Raw genomic sequence first — 21,460 nt, 5'->3', positions numbered from 1 at the left:
CATGCTGACAAGAGCACGTCATTACGGGCAACAAACACATACCTTTTTTACCAAAACTTTATGGCAGGAAGCTTCTGAGCAAGGTAGTCAGGTAAAACGCACATTGCTGCATTTGCTTCGTGTCGCATACATCATGGCAAATGAGCTACGTACCGGAAATTTAAGTTTGCGGGCAATGAGCTTGGTGTTTACAACTTTATTGTCATTGGTTCCACTTATTGCCGTCGCCTTTTCAGTATTAAAAGCCTTTGGCGTTCATAATCAGATCGAACCATTTCTCATCGGTATGCTTGAACCCTTAGGTGCCAAAGGTCAGGAACTGACGGTTAACATTATTGGCTTTGTTGAAAATATTAAAGTTGGCGTATTAGGTTCGTTGGGTTTGGCGATGCTGTTTTACACTATCATCGCGCTAATTCAAAAAGTGGAAAGTGCCTTTAATTTTGTCTGGCGTGTTAAGCGACCACGTACTTTAGCGAGACGTTTTACCGACTACCTTAGTGTGGTCATGATTGGTCCAGTTTTGGTGTTTTCTGCTCTAGGGATTACTGGTGCGGCACTGGATAATGATGTGGTTGCTAAGCTTCAGTCGATCGAGCCTTTTGGTACGTTTTTATTGGTCTTAAGTAAGTTATTACCTTATTTCATGATCATTTTGGCGTTTACCTTTTTGTATACGTTTATTCCGAATACGCGCGTTAAGATCGGTGCGGCATTTACTGGCGCTACGGTTGCCGGCATTCTATGGGTGACCTTGGGCACGTTATTTGCCAGTTTTGTTGCTTCGTCGAGTAATTACACAGCGATTTACTCGAGCTTTGCGATTTTGTTCTTTTTCATGATTTGGGTGTATTTGGCGTGGTTTATCTTATTGATAGGTTCACAAGTTGCCTTTTACCTTCAGCATCCCAAACTGGTACAGATGGGCGGTAGGTCGCAACGTTTAAGCCCACGCTTAAGAGTGAAAGAGGGGCTTTGGCTGATGACCGAAATTGCTCGCCGTTTTTGCCAAGAAAAGCCACCCCTAACTTTGCCAGAATTAGAAGACCATACTTCATTGAATGCCAGCAGTGTGCAGGAAATTCTGACGATGTTGGAGCAAGATGGTTTATTAACCGAGGTCGCCGGACAGGAAACGAGTTTTGTACCGGGCCGAGATTTATCTACGATCAAAGTACAGCAAATAATCGATTGTTTACGAAGCGCTGAAGAGCGAGATTTGTTACCGCTTCGACACCGTGTCACGCCGCGAATTGAACATGTTTTGTCAGAATTACGTTCTGCCGAAGAGCAAGTATTAGCCAATATGACTTTACGAGACTTGGCTGTTGGACAACCAAATGAATGACATCTCAGCATTAAACGGTAAGCGAATTCTCCTCGGTGTCACCGGTAGTATTGCTGCCTATAAAGCAGCAGACTTAGTACGTCGGTTGCAAGATTGTGGTGCTCAAGTGCGAGTCATGATGACTGAAGGTGCATGCCAATTTATAACGCCACTGACTTTGCAAACCTTGAGTGGTTTTCCGGTTGCCATAAATTTATTGGATGCCGTTGAAGAGTCGACAATGGGGCATATTGCCCTTGCGCGTTGGGCTGATTGGATCTTGGTTGCACCGGCTAGCGCCGATACCTTAGCCAGACTGGTTCAGGGACGGGCAGATGATATTTTGACAGCGACTATTTTAGCGAGTGAAGCACCATTGGCTATTGCGCCTGCCATGAATAACAAAATGTGGTCGAACACGGTGACACAAACCAACCTTGAGGTGCTGAAACAGCGAGGTGTGGTGGTGTTAGGGCCAGATAGTGGTGATCAAGCTTGCGGTGAAGTGGGCGAAGGCAGGCTTTTAGAGCCACAAATGATCATTTCTGAGCTTGCACGCTATTTGGTGCCAGCTAGATTACAAGGTAAACACATTGTGATTACCGCTGGGCCAACCCATGAGCCAATCGACCCTGTACGATTTATCGGTAACCGTAGTTCAGGAAAAATGGGCTTTGCATTAGCACAAGCCTGTGTTGAAGCTGGCGCTGAGGTGACACTTATAAGTGGACCTGTGAATTTATCGACACCTACAAAGGTGAAACGTATTAACGTGCAAACTGCACTCGAGATGCATGAACACAGTTTGCGTATAGCCGCCGGTAGCGACATTTTCATTGGTTGTGCGGCCGTTGCGGATTATCGTGTTGCAACCCCTGCCAGCCAAAAAATGAAGAAAAATCTGGATGAAAATTTGCATCTGCAATTGGTAGCTAATGCCGATATTATTAGTGAGATTGCAGCGATGCTAGCAAGACCAAATATGGTGGTTGGTTTTGCAGCAGAAACACAATCCGTTGCTGATTATGCTCAGCAAAAGCGTGTAGCAAAAAAACTAGATATGATTGCTGCCAATAGCGTGGCTGATGGCCAAGTTTTTGGTGCTGATACCAATGCCTTGCAGGTGTTTTGGCAAGGTGGTGAAAAAATATTACCGGTTGGGCCTAAAGCCCAATTGGCCCGAGATTTAGTGACTTTAATAATCGAACATTACTATGCAAAAAATACAGTTAAAACTGCTTGATCCACGTTTGGGTGACAGCATCGAATTACCTAATTACGCAACCGATGGTTCTGCGGGATTAGATTTGAGAGCTTGTCTCGAGGAAAATATCACCTTACAGCCAGGTGAAACAACGCTTATTCCAACGGGACTCGCTATCCACATTGATGACCCTTCTCTAGCCGCAGTTTTATTACCTCGCTCAGGTTTAGGTCACAAGCACGGTATTGTACTGGGTAATCTTGTTGGTTTAATTGATAGTGATTATCAAGGGCAAATCTTTGTATCGTGCTGGAATCGTAGTCAAACACCATTTGATATTCAAATTGGTGAACGTATTGCTCAGATGGTATTTGTCCCAGTCGCCCAAGTCGCTTTTGAACAGGTTGAGGAGTTTACAGCTAGCGAACGTGGCACAGGTGGTTTTGGTCATACAGGCCGACATTAATGGCGAACGTTGACGTCAAGGATGTGCTTAAAAAACGGCTAAATAGACCAGCATTTTTGCTACTGGTCTTGGTGATGCTGATTGCTGTCACCGCAAGTTTTTATCTTGGGCAACTGTTCACACCGAGCCCAGAGGATAAGACGCCTGAACGTCAACAACACATTGTTAGTCAGCAAGCCTCAGCATTGACGAGTGTTATTAATGGTTGGCAGAAACAAGCAGCAGAACCTGAAACACTGGTTAAATGGCCGGAAGCAAAATTGCTCTGCATAATTGAGACGATCCCCGTGCAGCCTCAAAACGGTGATTGTATGCCAATCACCTATGCCACGTTGCTCGCTTTACGGCAAGCTCAAGAACAAGTTGTTGCCGATGTTGCGGTGATGCAGCCAAACACCAAAGATGCTTTTGTACAACTGGTTCGTCAGCACAACAATGGTTATCAGTTACTGGCTTTAAAACCTGAAGTACTTAGCAAGTTAAGTCAAACCCTTGATACTAAGTTGGGATATTGGACTATTCAACAAGGTGGCAGTTTGGTGGTTGCTAAATCTGGTGATCCTGAGTTAGCAACAATGAGCAGCCCTGTTAGCAGCAAAATCAAAGGTAGTCATTGGCAGTTAAGCCTGTGGATGATGCCACCAAAGGGGTTCCAATTTAGCTATGTGTGGTGGCTACCCGCATTATTATTGGCACTTATCGTTTGGTGGCCATTGGCGGGTAAACTGTCTAAAAAGCAGCGTGCTACGCGTCAGAAAAAAGCACGCAAAGCCGCACCAGTTGTCGTTGATACTGTTGAGGCAAAACGCCATGATAACGGCGGCATATCTCGCGAAATTACTGACTTGGAAACGCCTGTTCAAGATATCCAGCCAACCCAACAAATAACAGCAACATCATCGCTCGACAAAATCGAGTCACATAATATTGAGTCTGACGTCGAACATACGTCAGCAGAAACAATGAATGCTATTGTGGAAGAAGTCTTACCGGAAGATGCATTTGATAGACCACGTAGCGGCAGTTTAGATGAAAAGGTTGAGACCGATACCACATCGGATGTTTTAGAGTTTTATCTACCAACTGACGATGAGGCGGTTTCTGAGCCTAGCTCTCTCGACCCAGCCATTTTCAAAACTTATGATATCCGCGGCATTGTCGGTAGTCAGTTATCTGAATCAGTCATGCAGCAACTTGGCCATGCTATTGGTAGTGAAGCTCAAGCTCGTGGTGTTCAAGAAGTGGTCGTTGCAAGAGATGGTCGTGCCAGTAGTGACAGTTTTGCCAAATCGGTCATTAAAGGACTAAATGAGAGTGGCTGTGATGTGCTGAATATCGGGGCTGTACCGACCCCGGTTTTGTATTTTGCAGCAGAACATTTTGAAACCGGTTCGGGCTTGATGATAACGGGCAGTCATAACCCGGCAGATTACAACGGCGTGAAAATAGTCCTTGCTGGCGAAACCTTATCAGGTGATGCCATCAAAGCCCTCCATACTCGAATAGAGAAAAAGCAGTTGGCGCATGGTCATGGGGCGTCACGAACAGAAGATATCACCGATATTTATCAGGCCAGTATTCTGGCGCAAATCAAATTAGCGAAACCTCTCAAAGTCGTGGTTGATTGCGGCAATGGTATTGCTGGTGTTATCGCACCACAATTATTCAAGCTAATTGGCTGTGAGGTTACCCCGCTGTTTTGTGATGTTGATAGTGCGTTTCCTAATCATCATCCTAATCCAGGACAACCTGAAAACCTGCAAGATCTGATTCATAAAGTCCAAGAAGTTAACGCAGACTTGGGCCTTGCATTTGATGGTGATGGTGATCGCTTGGGTGTGGTCACCGGGACTGGTGACATTATCTGGCCAGATCGTTTGTTGATGTTATTTGCCCAAGCAATATTGGCGGCCTCTCCGGATGAAACAATTTTGTTTGATGTAAAAAGTACCGGATTGCTTCACGATACGGTGAAGCAAGCTGGTGGCAAGCCAATGATGGTGGCCTCAGGACATTCATTAATTAAAAAAGCGCTGCAAGATCACAACGCCAAACTGGCTGGTGAACTGAGTGGACATATCTTTTTTGCTGATAGGTGGTATGGCTTTGATGATGCTTTATACGCAGCCTGCCGACTGTTAGAATTGCTCGCCGCTGATGCTGAGGGGCGTTCGCCAAGCGAAATTTTTGCTGCTCAACCACAGCGAGTGAATACGCCAGAAATTCATGTGGCTATGGACGATTCTGCCTGCCGTGAGTTTATGCTGCGGTTTATCAATGAGGCACAATTTAACGATGCCCGCATCACTAAAATTGATGGGCTTCGAGCAGACTTTGTTAATGGTTGGGGATTAGTCAGAGCCTCAAATACCGTGCCTGGCTTAACCTTACGATTTGAAGCTGGCAGCGAAGCCGATTTACAAAATATTAAACAACTGTTTGTTCAACAAATGTTGCAGGTCAAACCGACCTTGGATCTCCATTTGTAACAGGCAGAGGAAAGAAGATGAGTCTAAACACACAGCGTGCAACGCACATCGCTCAGGTCTTAACGGAAGCATTACCTTATATTCAACGCTTTTCGGGTAAGACACTGGTTATTAAATACGGCGGTAATGCCATGACGGATGAAGCGCTGAAAAACAGCTTTGCCCGTGATGTGGTGTTATTAAAAGCGGTGGGGATTAATCCTGTTATCGTACATGGTGGTGGTCCTCAAATTGGTGAACTACTTAATAAGGTTGGTAAACAATCTGAGTTCATCAATGGCATGCGTGTTACCGACAGTGAAACCATGGATATCGTTGAAATGGTTTTGGGCGGTCAGGTTAATAAAAGTATTGTTAACCTTATTAATAGTCATGGTGGTCGTGCCGTTGGTTTAACCGGTAAAGATGGTAGTTTGATTTTTGCTGAGAAAATGCAAGTTGCCTCAAATGATCCATCATTAAATGCATCAGAAATGATCGACCTTGGTCATGTCGGTAAGGTCAGCAGTATTGATACCGCGGTTATCGATATGCTGATCAATAGTGACTTTATTCCTGTTATCGCACCAATTGGTGTTGGTAAGCATGGCGAGTCGTACAACATCAATGCAGATCTCGTTGCCGGTAAAATCGCCGAGGTTTTACAGGCTGAGAAGTTGATTCTATTGACAAATACGCCGGGTCTGCTTGATGCTGATGGCAAGTTAATGACTGGTTTAAATGCCAAGCAAGTGAATGAATTAATTGAACAAGGTGTGATTTATGGCGGTATGTTGCCAAAAATTGGTTGCGCCTTGGATGCGGTGCAAACTGGTGTCACATCATCACATATCATTGATGGCCGGGTTCAGCATGCTGTTTTATTAGAAATGTTCACCGATGAAGGTGTGGGTACATTGATCCGCGGAGGTGGTCGGTGAGTGAATTAGAAAAGCCGACTAGGGCTGAACAAAAACAATCTAAGCGTCAGGTAATTTTGGAAGCGTTAGCAACCGAGTTGGAGCAAAATCCGGGCGAACGCATTACTACCGCTAGATTAGCTGCTGGCTTGGGTGTATCAGAAGCTGCACTTTATCGACATTTCCCAAGTAAAGCCCGCATGTTTGAGGGGTTAATTGAGTTTGCTGAAGACACTGTTTTTGGTTTGATTCGCCGGATCATGGATGATGAAAAAGACGCTTTAGCGCGTTGTGAAAAAATCATCGCTTTACTCTTAGGCTTTAGTGCTAAAAATCCGGGTATCACAAGTGTATTAGTCGGGGTTGCATTAACCGGTGAGACCGAAAGATTACGTCAGCGTGTTAGCCTGTTTTTTGATCGTTTAGAAACACAGTTTCGCCAAATTTTGCGTGAGCGTGAATTAACGTTGACACAAGCAGGTGGCCGCCCTGTTAACGAAACAGCTAATTTATTGCTATGTGTTGTTGAAGGTCATATGCAACAGTTTGTTCGTAGTGGTTACCGTCAGTCGCCATTAGCTGGTTGGGACCAGCAATGGCCTTTAATGGCTCAATTACTTAAGGCATATCAATGATTAAAGTTGCAGTGTTGGGTGAGACAACGTTAGCGGGCTGTGATTTGACTGAAGCTGATGATTTACAGATCGTCACTCTGGCTGCAACAAACCTTAATCAAGCTCTGGAAGACATCATTAGTTTAGATGCTGATGTCGTCGTCCTAGATCAAGACAACGAAGATTTACAGGCTGATGTGGTTTGCTCTTTTTTGGCTAAACAACATAACCGAGCGCAAACTTTAATCCTGACTTCCGAAACACCTGATTTCGACATGCTCTCACAAACAGGCTTTTCTGCACGCGGCTACATTACACCAAGCCAACGCGATGTTCTGAGTAAAGCTATCCATGCTGTTTATGATGGTGAGGCCTGGCTGCCGAGACGTTTGGTTGCTGAGATGTTAAATCGTTTTGCAGCCTCATCGCTGTAGTGATTTACCTTTACTAAGCCGCAATTTTCTCAAAATATATCCCTAGAAACTGTTTTTTGATAAATATTTGAACAAAAACAGATATTTTTCACGGTATTTTTTTTCGCATTTTGGGAGCCTGTAACTCGCTGTTTCCAAAAGGATATATCGATTGCATATAGGAAAAATTCCTATATTAAGTTTGTGATTTTCATAGAAAATTTTTCCAATTAGTACTTTAGTACAGTTCTCACGCCACTTGCTTACTTGCACAATCAGCCTCACAAAATGAAATAGATCCCCTATTCATTCAGGACTGACATTACAAGGAACCATAACGTGGCTACAGAAATTGGCATTATTAAGGCGCTTGTTGGAACAGCAACTGCAACATCTACCGACGGTACTATTCGCACACTCCAAGTAGGCGACAAGGTATATCAAAACGATCTGATCACAACTGGCGCAGCTGCTGCAGTCCAAGTTGAGTTTCTAGATGGCAGTACAATGGATATGGGACGCAGCACCCAAGCTGTTTTAGACCTTGATGCATTTGATCCAAGTGTTTCAACAGCTGAAACCACGCAACCTGTCGAAGTTACTGATGACATCGCCGCAATTCAACAAGCCTTATTGGATGGTGAAGATCCAACAGTCGCTGGTGAAGCAACCGCAGCGGGTGCCGGTGCTGGTGAAGGTAGTGAAGGTGGCCATGACTTTGTTGTACGCGATTACCTAAACCCAGAAGTTACGCCAGAAAGTGGTTTTGACACCACTGGTCCTGGTCAAGCATTTCTTCAAAATGAAGAAGACCTCAATGATCTTGAAGTTGATGGTATTCCTACTGCAGGCCTGACAGAAGTTCTGTTAGACGAAGATGATTTAGTTACTGATGGCGAAGTTGATTTAAGTAATGTCAGTGACGAATTCCAAGATTATTTAGAAAGTATCGGTCTCTACGGTTTCCGCTTTGAATCTCCAGCTGGTGTTGGTGACGAGCGTACAGAAATCGGTGATGATGTCGGTTCTCCGGATGGCTACTTCCTAGGTGGTAACTTAGTTGCTAACTTTGGTAGCAACGGCCCTAATTTAACTTCACCGATCGTCTTTAATGTGACTTCAGGCACAAATGTTACTGATGCAGACGGTAATCCAGTTACCTCACAAGGTCAGCAAGTTCAATACTGGGTATCTGCAGATGGTCTGACCGTTATTGGTTACATTGGTAACGGTTTTGGTGATGGTCCAGGTCAAGGTGGTTGTGGTGAAGGCGAAGGTGATGGCGCACAAGTCGTTTTCACTATTCAATTAACACCGACTGCAACTGGCGGTGAATTCCTCGTTGGTATTTTTGCTCAGTTTGACCATGCAAGCCCAGATTATGAAAACGGTGAGTTTGTCTTTGAAAACAATCTGTTTATCAACTTAGGCTTCACTATTACTGACTTTGATGGTGATAGTGCAACCGGTACATTACAACTTAATGTTGATGATGACAGCCCTGTACGTGCTGGTGGCGAAGATCAAGAAGGTCCGTCATCTTTTGAAGGTGTTGTACAAGAAGGTGCTTTATCATTCGACAATGGCAACTTGTCTGATGGTAACCTCACAGGCTTCACTGTTACTTCTGAAGACTCAGATGCAACACAGTCAGACATTGAAAGCTTCTTAGGCCTTCCAGCAGGTGCATTAGATGCTGCTGCTGAAAGCAATACGCCAGGTACTGGTGGCGCTGATAATGGCTCAGCCACCCAGACTACTATCACAGCTTCAGCTGGCGATATTATCAGCTTCTCATGGTCTTTTGACGACAATGATGGGGGCGAATATAACGACTTTGCTTTTGTTGTAATTAATGGTGAAGTATTTGAATTAGCAGATAGTAACGGTAATGCGTTACAACCAAACCCATTTACCTACGAAGTACCAGCGGATGGTGAAGTTACCATCGGTTTTGGTCAAATGAATGTCGGTGATGATTTCGCTGACTCAAGCCTGAGTGTTTCTGGTGTGACCTTAAATGGTCAGCCAATTGATGCAGAATGGGATTCATTGGGTAACGTAACGGATACCACTGCCAGCATGAATACCTTGACTGGTGACTTGAACTCACTGGTTAATATGGGTGCTGATGGTCCTGGTGAGTTTGCATTATTACAACCTTCAGAAAACCCATTTGTACAAGCCCAATATGAAGCTGCTATGGCTTCTTTGCCTACCCTGTCATCGAAAGGTGAAGCGGTTACTTATGAAGTTATTACTGATGGTAGTAGCTCTATTCTGGTTGCAACTGCAGGCGAAGGTGATGATGCACGTGAAGTATTCACGCTTGAAGTTACAAGCGATGGTGAGTGGATCTTTACACTTAATGATCAGTTAGATCACGTTGCAGGTGAAGGTGCTGAAGCTAACTTCAACCTCATTACTCTTGATGAAAATGGCGAGCCAAATGGTTTCGTTGAAGGCATCGACTTTACACTGCTGTTGTCAATTCGCGACTTCGATGGTGATTACCTGATCTTGAGCCAAGACGATGCGGGTATGTTCACTATCCGTATTCAAGACGATATCCCAGTTGTTGGTGATAATTCAGCTGACTTAGATGATGGTGCATTGCCAGGTGGCACACCTTCAGCAGGTGGTGAAACAACAGTCTCAGGTACGATTGATGCCTCAGTAGGTTCCGATGAGGAAGCAGAATTCAGCTTTGCGCCAATGGATGGCAAAACTGGTATGGCTGGTACCGAAATGGTTACCTATGAGCTAGTTGATGGTGTTTTAACTGCCACGATTACTGGTGGTGACCGTGATGGACAAGTGTTATTTACTGCAACGCTTGATCCTGAAACGGGTGATTACACTGTTGAGCTATTAACTAATGTATTGCATGAATCATTAGATGGTCTTGAAGGTGATAACACTGAAAATAATGCTGAAATCGATCTGACATTCAGTGTTAAAGATGCTGATGGTGATACCGTTAATGGTTCATTGATCATCAATGTCAAAGATGACGTTCCAACCATTCCTAAAGCGACTACCAACAGCATTCAAGAAACAGACGTTGATAACAATGGCTTTGATGTTAAGAGTGTTAGCGGTCAGTTACTCTTCAATGAAGGTGCTGATGGTGCAGAAGTTACTTCGGTCACTATTTCGAATACTGCTGACTTCCGTGACCTAACATCTGATGGTGAAGAAGTTGTAGTTGCGGATAGCAGCAATCCAAATGAAGTTGTTGTTAATTCAATTGATGGCGACCCAGTTTTCAAACTGACGGTGAACCCAGACGGTACTTACACGTTTACACAATACCGTGAGTTGGATCATGTTGGCCGTGATGAAGCATTAATTAAATTAGGCTTTAAGTTCATCGTTACTGATGGCGATGGCGATTCAGCTGAAGGTTCACTGATCATCAGCGTCAAAGATGATGTGCCAACTATCGATAAGGCCACAACTAACAGCATTCAAGAAACAGATGTTGATAACAATGGCTTTGATGTTAAGAGTATCCATGGTCAATTGCTGTTCAATCCAGGTGCTGACGGTGCAGAAGTTACTGCGGTTAATATCGCAAACTCTGTCGACTTCCAAGGTTTAACTTCAGATGGTGAAGAAGTAGTTGTTGCTGACAGCAGCAATCCAAATGAAGTGGTTGTTAATTCTGTTGATGGCGATCCAGTCTTCAAACTGACGGTGAACCCAGATGGTACATACACATTCACGCAATACCGTGAACTTGACCATGTTGGTCGTGATGAAGCGTTAATCAAGTTAGGCTTTAACTTCACTGTGACTGATGGTGATGGCGATACAGCCGATGGTATTTTGGTAATCAGTGTTAAAGATGATGTACCAACAATTGATAAAGCAACAACCAACACTATTAAAGAAACAGACATTGATAACAATGGCTTTGATGTTAAGAGTGTTAATGGTCAGTTGTTATTCAACCCAGGTGCTGATGGTGCAGAAGTTACTGCCGTAAACATCACGAACTCTGTTGACTTCCAAGGCTTAACTTCTGGTGGTGAAACGGTTGTTGTTGCTGATAGCAGCAACCCAAATGAAGTGGTAGTCACGACTGAGGGTGGTGAAACAGTCTTTACTTTAACTGTTAACCCAGATGGTACTTACACATTTACACAATACCGTGAGCTGGATCATGTAGGTCGTGATGAAGCACTAATCAAGCTTGGCTTTGAATTTACCGTGACTGATGGTGACGGTGATACTGCCGATGGTATTTTGGTGATTGGTGTTGAGGACGATGTTCCTGTGTTCACCCAAGATTCAGGCATTACCATCACGCATGACGAGTCTGCCGGTGCTCAAGATGAAGCACAGCAAATGTCGCCAATGGAAATTTTCTTCAAAATCTTGGGTGGTGCAAACCCATTAGATTTGAATGATGATGGTAGAGAACTATTCACTCAACACTTTGGCGATGGTCAAATGTTGGGTGTGTCAGTTAAAGCTGATACTTCTGGTATTACCTACAACGCTGGTGCCGATGGTATTGGCAACGTCGCATTAACAGATGCTGCGGGTAATAACTTCGACGGTACAGCAACGGGTATGCATACCAGTGCTGATGGTCAACCTATCTACCTGTACTCATTGTCTGGTGCTTTGGTTGCTGCGGTTGCACAACAGTTAGCTGACTTAGGTATCAATGTTGATTTAGGCGACTTTGACCTGTTTGGTGACAACATCGTCATTGGTTTAACGAATGATGATGGCTTAGACCAATACAGCTCAATTGCTGACATGCTTGCAGATGCGGCATTTTTGGTTGGTTTAATTGAAGGTAGTGCCGGTGACGGTAGTGATGATTTGCTGGCTTTGATTCAATTGAAAGCACTGCAACATGGCGATACCGACAGTCACAATGAATCTATTTCTTTGGATATGATTCATATTTCAATCACTGATGGTGATGGCGACACGATTACCTCAGAAAGCACAATCGAACTTGTCTTTACTGATGATGGCCCGACGCTTGACGTTAATGCAGTCAACAATGCTATCGGCCAGTTAGCTATGACACTTGATGAAACGGTTGGTGCAGACCGTGCAGCAGAAGGTGAAACGGTCAATGGCAACAATGATGACGTTGAAGGTGCTCTTGCGCAGGTGACGACAACTGTTGAAGGTGGTTTGACCAACTTATTTACCGTAACCGGTTCAGTCGGTGCTGATGGTCCAGGTACTTTAGAAGGTACCTTGTCACTGCAACTTTCAAGTGACGGTCTAGCAACGACACTTGAAGCGACAGATGGCGGTTTAATCTCACTCTACAATGTTGACGGCGTTATCGTTGGACGTGATGAACAGGGTGATGACGTATTCACGATTGAAATTATTGATGTAAATGGTGAATTACAACTGCAAACAACGTTGCTTGAAGCAATTAAACACAACGATACCAACAGTTTTGATGAAGCTCTGGCTTTACTGACCAAAAAAGGTTCATTGAAACTTGAATATGAAGTCACACGTACTGATGCCGATGGCGACAGCGTGACTGAAAAAGACAGTATCGTTCTGAGTAACAAAAATAAATCTGCCATTAACTTTGAAGATGATGGCCCTGCTGTTATGGCAACTCAACCGGCTGTATCAGTGACAATTGAAGTCACTAATGAAGGTGGGGATGCGGGTTATAACAACACCTACGGTTACTACATCAAAGGTGAAAATGGCGAGCCGTTAACTGGCGAAATTATCTGGGCTAACGTTAAACACAACGAGTCAGATGAAGTGACGATTGATGCAGATCCTGCTGATATCGGTTTCTTCATTATTCCAGATGGTTTTAACTTAAATGAAGCGCTGGAAAATGGTGCCGAAGTTAGCTTTGAACAAGATACCGACGGTAACTGGGTTGTCTTGTTAGATGGTCAGCCGTTGTCAGGTGCGGGTGCTAATGTACTGTTTAATGACCCTAGCTTGAACCCAAATGGTTACAACGCTGTAGAAGATAACAGTGAAGCTGGTAACCAAAACTGGGAAGACATCATTAATGGTGATAACGATCACAATGACGTTAACATCAATGTTGTTATTACTCGTGTTGGTCAACTGGTTGTCGATGAAACATATATTGGTGAAGCCGGTGCCACTGCGACTTTGAACTTAGCGGATAGCTTCACCGTAGATTATGGTTCAGATGGTGGTGAAGGTATTAGTTACAGCTTTGAAGTCGATAGTTCAGTTGAAACAGGTCTTGTCGATACATTAAGCGGCAAACCAGTTGAGCTGCGAGTAAATGATGAAGGCGAAGTAGAAGGCTTTATCTCAAGTGACGATGGTCAAGACTACGTTGTATTTACCGTTAGTGTTGATAGTGAAGGTAATGTCACTCTGACGCAGTTACGTTCAGTTGAACATGATGACCCAACCGATCATGACGAAGCCGATTCACCTGCAACAATCAACGAAGGTGCGCTGTCGTTAAATGGCACGGCCACAGATGGTGATGGCGATGAAGCGACTGCTGGCATTGATTTAGGTTCACTTATTGGCTTTAAAGATGACGGCCCGTCTATTGGTGAACAAGCCCAAGGTAATGTTGATGAAGGCCAAACTACAACTGGCACACTGGTATTTGATGCCGGTCAAGATGGTGGTGGTGTATCACATATCAATGGTGTAGCACTGGTCTTCGGTGAAGATGGTTACTCTCAAGAAATTGAGTTGGAACATGGCACTATTAAAGTCAAAGCCAATGGCGAATACAGCTACAGTGTTGAGGACAGCAGTGTCACACAGAATGAAGTTGAAAATTTCTCATTCACTGTGACAGATGGTGATGGCGATACTGCTCAAGGTAACGTCGCAATCAATATCGCAAACGTTCAAGTAGATGTTGTTATCACCTTGAACGGTGTTGAGGTTGATGAGGGTACTGGCCAACAGATAATTAGTGCCAAACTGGATAACCCAGTTACAGGTTCGCCGCTTGTTATCACGCTAAGTAATGGTGTGACTATCACAATACCAGTGGGTAGTGACGAAGGAATATCAGAGCCGTTCGACATTCAAGGTGATGACCCTTATATTGACAATGAAAGCTACGAAGTTACTGTGACCGGTGTTACTGGTGGTGATTTCGCTAACATTGACAGTGATGATACTGCGACAGTAACTATCAACGACACTATCGACACCGTGACAGTTAAGTTGACGGCAACTGAAAGCACATCTGAAGATGGTGGTGTCATTCGTTATACCGCAACCATTGAAGATGCTGAAGGTAACCCGGTAGCCACTAACAAAGGCGTCACAGTTGAATTGGAAAATGGTGAAACCATCACAATTCCAGCTGGCCAAAGCTCAGGTTATGTTGATGTCGATGTTGACCAAGATGATGTTTACTTGGGTAATGACGATATTACGACTGCCATCGAAGATGTCACTGAAACAGATGCCGGTACCCAAGGTGCTTTCGAAAAACTGACCTTCAGTGATGCCGAAGTTAGCACTGAAATTACAGATGATAACGATGCGGTTATTGTGAAGCTGACGGCAACCGAAAGCACATCAGAAGATGGTGGTTTAATTACCTATAAAGCGAGTTTGGTTGATGCCAATGGCAACCCAGTAACAACCAATAATGCTATTACCGTTATCTTGGAAAATGGTGAAGAAATCATCATTGAAGCAGATAGCAGTGAAGGCACGATTGATGTTCCTGTAAACCGTGATGACGTCTTCGTTGAAGATGATGAAATCACCAACGCAATTGATTCTGTTACTGAAGATAACGCTGGTACTGATGGTGCCTTTGAAAACCTGCAAGCAGATACAACTGAGGTTTCAACAACCATTAATGATGACGTTGATACGGTAACAGCAACACTGACGGCAACACCGAGCGAGTTGTCAGAAGAAGGCGGTACCATCACTTATAAGGTCACATTAACCGGTGGTCCTGGTGATATTGATCCTAATACACCGGTGACATTCACACTGGCCAATAATGGCCCTGACGGTCAGCCAATCACTATCACTATCAATGCGGGTGCATTAAGTGGTCAAGTTGACGTTGAATACACCGCTGAGCAGCTTGAAGGTCTATCTTCGCTGAATAATGCCATCAGTACAGTATCTGGTGATGAGCAATATGAAAATCTGCAACCTGCTGGTGAAACGTCAGTTGGTGTTGATACCACACCTGTTATCAGCAACCTGACGCCTAAGGCTCAAGGTGGTGACGTTTCTGTTGATGAAGATGACTTATCTGCTGACCGTGGCGCTGGCGAATCTGCCGGTTCTGATGGTTCTGATAGTACAACAGCTCAAGGTAGCTTTAATGTCTCAGCAGCTGATGGTATCGGTAACCTGACAGTCGGTGGTTTTGCCGTTATCACCAATGGCGTATTTGTTGCTGGTAGCTACACAACGCCGCTGGGTAACACATTGAGCTTTACAGGTTACAACCCAGCGACGGGTGAAGTGACTTACGAATACACCTTAAATGACAACACGTTGAATCATGGTCCGAATGACAATGGTCAAAACTCTGTCTTTGAAGACTTTGCTGTTGAGTTGACTGATGTCGATGGTGATCCAGCATCAGATACGTTGTCAGTACAAATCGTTGATGATGTCCCTGAAATTGAGCCAGAGTCATTCGGCACTATCACTGATGGCTCATCATCAAATGGTATTTCGCTAGAAAGCCTGTTTGGTGCGGATGGTGCTGGTGATATTGCTTTCGACTCATCATTAGATGGCATGAATGTTCTGCAAGGTGGTGAGCAAGTATTCTTTAATGGTGAAGAACTGTCTTGGAAATTAGAAGGTGATGTCTTAACCGCTAAGACTGGCTCAGGTGTTGAAGCAATTAAAGTCACATTGAATGATGCTGATGGCACATACGATATCGAGGTGGCTGACGGTACTTTCTACTTAGCTGGTGATGAGCAAACATTCGATATTGGTGATTTGTCAGGTAGCAATGCCGATGCTTGGGTTGCCCAAACAGACGGTATCGATACGCTGATCATCTCTGAAGGTACTTCTACCAACACAAGTAATGCAGGTGGCACAGGTTATGTCGGTGCTGGTAGCAACTGGATTAGTTCTGGTGAGTCCACGTCGTTCTATTTCTACGACAACATTGATGCACCTACAGGTGGTATCTCTGGTCAGACTAACCTTGATAATGCATTGAGTTCATCAGTGGTTGCTGGTGTCAGTAGCTTTGACATCTCTGTTAACACGCAGGGTGGTACAGCCACAACTATTGAGATGCAGTTCACTGCTGTTGACGGTACAACAGGTACATTAAGTGTCGAAGTTGGCTCAAATAATCCAAACGGCCCATTCAAAATTGAAGTTAATGCCTCAGATATCAATTGGGATAATGGTGCAGAAGGTTTAGCCATTGGCTCATTCGAGTTCTTGGGTGGCGACGTTGATTATCGTGTTGGTGGTGATCTGGTGATTAAAGAAATCAGCCCATCAGATATCGATTTGGATCTGCCAGTTAACATTACGGATGCTGATGGGGATACTAGTGAGGGTAATATCACCGGTACTATCACCAGTGAAGGTGTTGAAGCCGAGCAAGCATTAACTGAAATTCCTGATGAGTTGTATGTCGGTAATAATGGTGACAACACCAATACGACAGACGGTGGTAATGACGTTCTGATTGGTGATATTGGTGGTCGTGATCAACAGTACTCTCCAGGTAAGAACTACAGTATCGCTTTGATTGCTGACGAATCTGGCAGTATGGATGGCTTCCGTAACGGCTTGCTGAAAGATGCTTTGGAAAGCTTCGTTAATGACTTAGCGAACCATGATGGTGTTATCAACATTGCGTTGATTGGCTTTGCTCAAGGCGCTTCATTGGAAATTTCGGTGAGCGATTTGGCAAACAATCCTGATGGCCTAGATGCCCTGCTGGCTGAAATTGATGATTTGGCAGCAAGTGGTGGTACTAACTACGAAGCAGCGTTTGATGAGGCTGTGGAATGGTTTGGCGAACAGCCTAGTGGTCACGAGTTCATTACTTACTTTATGACCGATGGTGACCCAACCTATAGTAATGGTGGTAGTCATGGCAGTGGTAACAGCACGCAATACGAAGATTTGTATGATGCTGTACAAGCCTTCCAAGCTTTAAGCAACATTAGTGAAGTCAATGCGATTGGTATTGGTGACGGTGTTAATACCGACTATCTGCGATTCTTTGATAACACCAACCAAACAGGAACGGGAAGTGAGAACTTTGGTTCAACGACCACTCGTCTGGCGGATTTCTACGGTACAAATGATCAACTTGAGACCGGTTGGACCAGATCAGGTGACCCTGATAGCCAAGTTGGTACGCTGTATGGCGATTTTTTAACAATTCGTGACGCCAGAGGTGGCTCTAGTAATAATGCTGCCACTGTTTTAAGCAGTAATGTATTTGCTGTAGCGCTAACTGGAAGTGAATTTACATTCGAATACCGCACTTACTATTCAAATAGCGTCGATGAGTTTGTTTGGACATTGCAGAAACAGAATACTAATGGTTCTTGGACCACGGTAGAAACCGAGGCTCTAGCGAGAGGTGATGGTGACTGGAACCGAGTTACTTCTGATCCTTTAGATGCGGGTAACTATAGAGTCGTTTATTGGGTTAAAGACAACTCAGATGGTAGTTGGTCGAGCGAGATGGATATTGATAACATCGAACTGCGTGTTCCTAATGATGTTTCTGGTCCAGTAGGCGAACCACAGATCATCAATAGTGCTGATGAGTTGACTGCCCAACTGCAAGAAGGCAACACCACTGAAGGTCCAGTAGACCTGGGTGATGATGTGCTGGAAGGTGGTGACGGTGATGATGTTATCTTCGGTGATACGCTCTACACAGATGGGTTAACTTGGACAAATGGTGATACCGGTGAGGAATTCACTGCTGGTCATGGTCTAGGTTACGAAGGTCTGGTGGAATACCTGACCTGGTCTGAATTGTATGGTGATGGCACACCACCAACTGATGAACAAATCATGGCGTATATCCGTGATAACTATGAGTTGCTGATTAACCCTAACCCATCACAAGCTGAGATTGATGCAGCGGGTGATAACATTATCATTGGTGGTGCCGGTGACGACATCCTGATTGGTGGTTTGGGTGCTGATATCTTCACATGGAATGAAGGTGATGAGGGTTCAGAAGGTTCACCAGCAGTTGACACTGTGGTTAACTTCAATGCATCTGAAGGCGATGTGCTTGAATTGTCTGACCTGCTTGATTCAGATGGCAGTAAAACAATTGATAGCACTAATCTGGATGATTATTTGGTTGCGACTTTTGATGGAGATAAAACCACCATTGATGTTTACACCAACGGTGATGCGCAATCTGGTTCTGGCCAATCAACCCAGAGTATCGTTGTCAACGGAGATCAGACGGATCTGAACGCATTGTTGAACAGCGGGAACCTCAACGTCGATAACAGCTAATCAGGTAGGTCTCATTAGCAGAACATCGCTGATGTCATTCGTTAATGAAAAAGCCCGCGAAAGCGGGCTTTTTTGTGCATGATATAAATATGATGAATAAAGAAACTCGAAATCCAAAAATCGTTATTGCCATTGCTAGTTATCGTGATGATGACTTAAACAATACGGTAGCTGACTTATTTCAAAAGGCGTCGATGCCTGAGCTATTTAAAGTCGTCATCTTTAATCAGTTAATGACCGGAGATCATGCATGCCGATCTGAGCCACACTCACAAATTCTCGAGATAGTCGCAGATGCATCAATAAGTAAAGGCGTTTGCTGGGCTAGAGCACAGTTATATAAATACTTACCTGATGATGCTGACTTTGTCTTGCAGCTGGATAGCCACATGCGTTTTGAACCCAATTGGGATGTAAAGCTATTAAATATGTGGCAACAGTGTCCAAGCGGGAAAGCGATTATTAGTCATTACCCTCCAGGTTTTACACGTCCAGGTAACTTTTCAAATAAACGTATTCGCGTATTAATGCCCGGCAGGTTCAATAAACATGGTGTCTTGGTCTATCAGTCAGATAGTTATCTTTATGAAAAACGGCCAGACAAACCATTACCGTCTGGTTTTGTCTCTGGAAATTTCTTATTCGCACCTGCAGAAGCATTACGTCAAGTTGCTTACGACCCATACTTATATTTCTTTGGTGAGGAAATCACGTTATCAGCAAGATTATGGACTCATGGATGGGATTTTTTTGCTCCCAGCGATGTATTGGCATGGCATAACTATGGCGAACAAAAGAGTCGCCCACGGCATTGGCATGATCATGATATTTCAGATCTTGAGGCAAGAAGTGTTCAGCGAATTCAATATTTGCTCGCTGATAAACTGCCAAACGATGATGAAGCCCTAAAAGATATGGATATCTTTGGGTTAGGAAATCAACGTTCACTTAAGGATTACGAAGCTCTCATAAAAGTTGATTTTAAGCTGCAAAAAATCCATCAGAAAAAGTACGTTTCTAATGGCCGACCATATTGGTTATTTAAACGTTAAGTAAAGATCTAAATACGATTTATTCAAATGTAAACAGGAATATAAAACGCTAAATAAATAGTAAAAACAATCATATAAAACACCTTATAGGATAAAATCCTAAGGGAAGTAGGATGTACTCACAATCAGTTTTAAATTAGTACCTAAGTACAATTTCAAAGTGTTTTTTTCGGCGCATTATTGGCTTTAAGTGATCAAATTAAGTTGTTCGTTGAATAATTTTTTCAAGCTAATAGTTTCAAGGGAGAGACATTATGGCTACAGAAATTGGCATCATCAAAGCAATCATTGGCACCGCAACTGCAACATCATCTGACGGCACTATCCGAAATTTACAAGTTGGCGATAAGGTTTATCAAAATGACCTTATAACGACATCTGCAGCAGCGGCGATTGAAATTGAGTTTCTTGATGGCACTACCATGGATATGGGACGTAGCAGTCAGGCAATACTAGATTTAGATGTATTTAATCCAAATACGGCAACTACTGAGACAGCAGGCGTTACCGAAGTAACAGATGATGTTGCTGCTATTCAGCAAGCATTATTAGATGGTGAAGATCCAACCATAGCAGGTGAAGCAACAGCCGCTGGAGCCGGGGCTGGAGAGGGAAGTGAAGGTGGTCATGATTTTGTTATCCGTGAATACCTAAACCCTGAAGTCACACCAGATAATGGTTTTGACACCATTGGTCCTACAATTGCGTTTGAAAATCCTGAAGAGCTCAACTTGATCATTGAAGAAGATCCGATTGTAGAGCCACCAGTTAATGGTCCACCATCTATTACGCCGGATCCTGAAACGCCCCCAGAAGGAGGTAATGGCGGTCCAGAAAATATTGTTGCTTTAGCGCTTGTTAGTGAAGCAGGACTAGAATTTGGTAGTGACCCTGAAAGTGGTTCTGCATCATACTCAGGAAGCTTCTTCATTTCAGATCCTGATGGTGTAGATGACATTGTTTCGATTGCTTTTAATGGTTCAACGCCTATTTCATTAGGTGAGCTAATTCCAGGGTTAGTAATTGAAACTGAATTGGGTGAAATCACCATTGATAATTTCGATGATACGACAGGTCGCATTGATTTCACGTATGAATTGAAAACAAATGTACTTTCAGATCCTGCACTGGATGATGGTAATAACATCGAGTTAAATGCTGAAATTATTTCAGTTGTTGTAACAGATACAGCTGGCCAACAAGGCTCAGGCAATATTGTCATTGATGTCGTCGATGATATTCCTGATGCAATACTGAATGTTGACCAAGAAATTAAACCTGTTGATGTCACTATAGATGAAACTGATCCAGTTGATGAGTTGACCGGCGTGCGTTCAGCTACCGGCGACTTCTCGGTGTACTTTGTTACTGATGACTCTGTTTATGGTGCAGACGGCCCAGGGTCTGTGAGTTACGGCTTTGCCTTAAATGGTGAAGGCGACATTGGCAGTGGCCTGTTTGCTCTTGATGCAGCCGATGTGAGTGCTGAAGATGGTGACGGCATTGGCCAAGGTGATG

Annotated in this window: 10 protein-coding genes; all 10 read left to right on the top strand. The window is 43.9% G+C overall.

What is annotated here, in order from left to right; genetic code table 11:
- Position 1 precedes the first annotated feature (1 nt).
- Positions 2-1,348: a YhjD/YihY/BrkB family envelope integrity protein gene (locus tag OMP94_RS10535; protein ID WP_266278262.1), complete on the top strand. Its 1,347-nt coding sequence runs from the start codon at positions 2-4 to the stop codon at positions 1,346-1,348.
- Positions 1,341-2,570 (top strand): bifunctional phosphopantothenoylcysteine decarboxylase/phosphopantothenate--cysteine ligase CoaBC, encoded by a 1,230-nt coding sequence (coaBC, locus tag OMP94_RS10530; protein ID WP_266278261.1) that lies wholly within the window; start codon positions 1,341-1,343, stop codon positions 2,568-2,570. The genes OMP94_RS10535 and coaBC overlap by 8 nt, the downstream gene beginning before the upstream one ends.
- Entirely contained in the window at positions 2,542-2,997 is a 456-nt protein-coding gene (gene dut, locus OMP94_RS10525; RefSeq protein WP_266278260.1) for a dUTP diphosphatase, read from the top strand. Before coaBC ends, dut begins: the two co-directional genes overlap by 29 nt.
- Positions 2,997-5,486, top strand: coding sequence for a phosphomannomutase/phosphoglucomutase (locus OMP94_RS10520; RefSeq protein ID WP_266278259.1), 2,490 nt, complete (start codon positions 2,997-2,999; stop codon positions 5,484-5,486). The genes dut and OMP94_RS10520 overlap by 1 nt, the downstream gene beginning before the upstream one ends.
- A gap of 17 nt (positions 5,487-5,503) precedes the next feature.
- Positions 5,504-6,406, top strand: coding sequence for an acetylglutamate kinase (argB, locus tag OMP94_RS10515; protein ID WP_266278258.1), 903 nt, complete (start codon positions 5,504-5,506; stop codon positions 6,404-6,406).
- Positions 6,403-7,020 (top strand): nucleoid occlusion factor SlmA, encoded by a 618-nt coding sequence (gene slmA / locus OMP94_RS10510; protein WP_266278257.1) that lies wholly within the window; start codon positions 6,403-6,405, stop codon positions 7,018-7,020. Before argB ends, slmA begins: the two co-directional genes overlap by 4 nt.
- Positions 7,017-7,433 (top strand): hypothetical protein, encoded by a 417-nt coding sequence (locus tag OMP94_RS10505; RefSeq protein ID WP_266278256.1) that lies wholly within the window; start codon positions 7,017-7,019, stop codon positions 7,431-7,433. Before slmA ends, OMP94_RS10505 begins: the two co-directional genes overlap by 4 nt.
- Before the next feature lie 318 nt (positions 7,434-7,751).
- Positions 7,752-18,890, top strand: a complete 11,139-nt coding sequence (locus OMP94_RS10500) for a retention module-containing protein (RefSeq protein WP_266278255.1) — start codon at positions 7,752-7,754, stop codon at positions 18,888-18,890.
- Positions 18,891-18,979: 89 nt separating this feature from the next.
- Positions 18,980-19,942 (top strand): GlcNAc-transferase family protein, encoded by a 963-nt coding sequence (locus OMP94_RS10495; protein WP_266278254.1) that lies wholly within the window; start codon positions 18,980-18,982, stop codon positions 19,940-19,942.
- A 254-nt stretch (positions 19,943-20,196) separates the two neighbouring features.
- Positions 20,197-21,460, top strand: a 1,264-nt coding sequence (locus OMP94_RS10490; protein WP_266278253.1) for a retention module-containing protein, incomplete at its 3' end; no start/stop codon positions are given.

Origin of the sequence: Methylophaga sp. OBS3, from assembly GCF_026319325.1 — a bacterium.
Lineage (GTDB): Bacteria > Pseudomonadota > Gammaproteobacteria > Nitrosococcales > Methylophagaceae > Methylophaga.
Note: the sequence above shows the minus strand (reverse complement) of the source record. Positions and strands in the feature narration are given on the sequence as shown.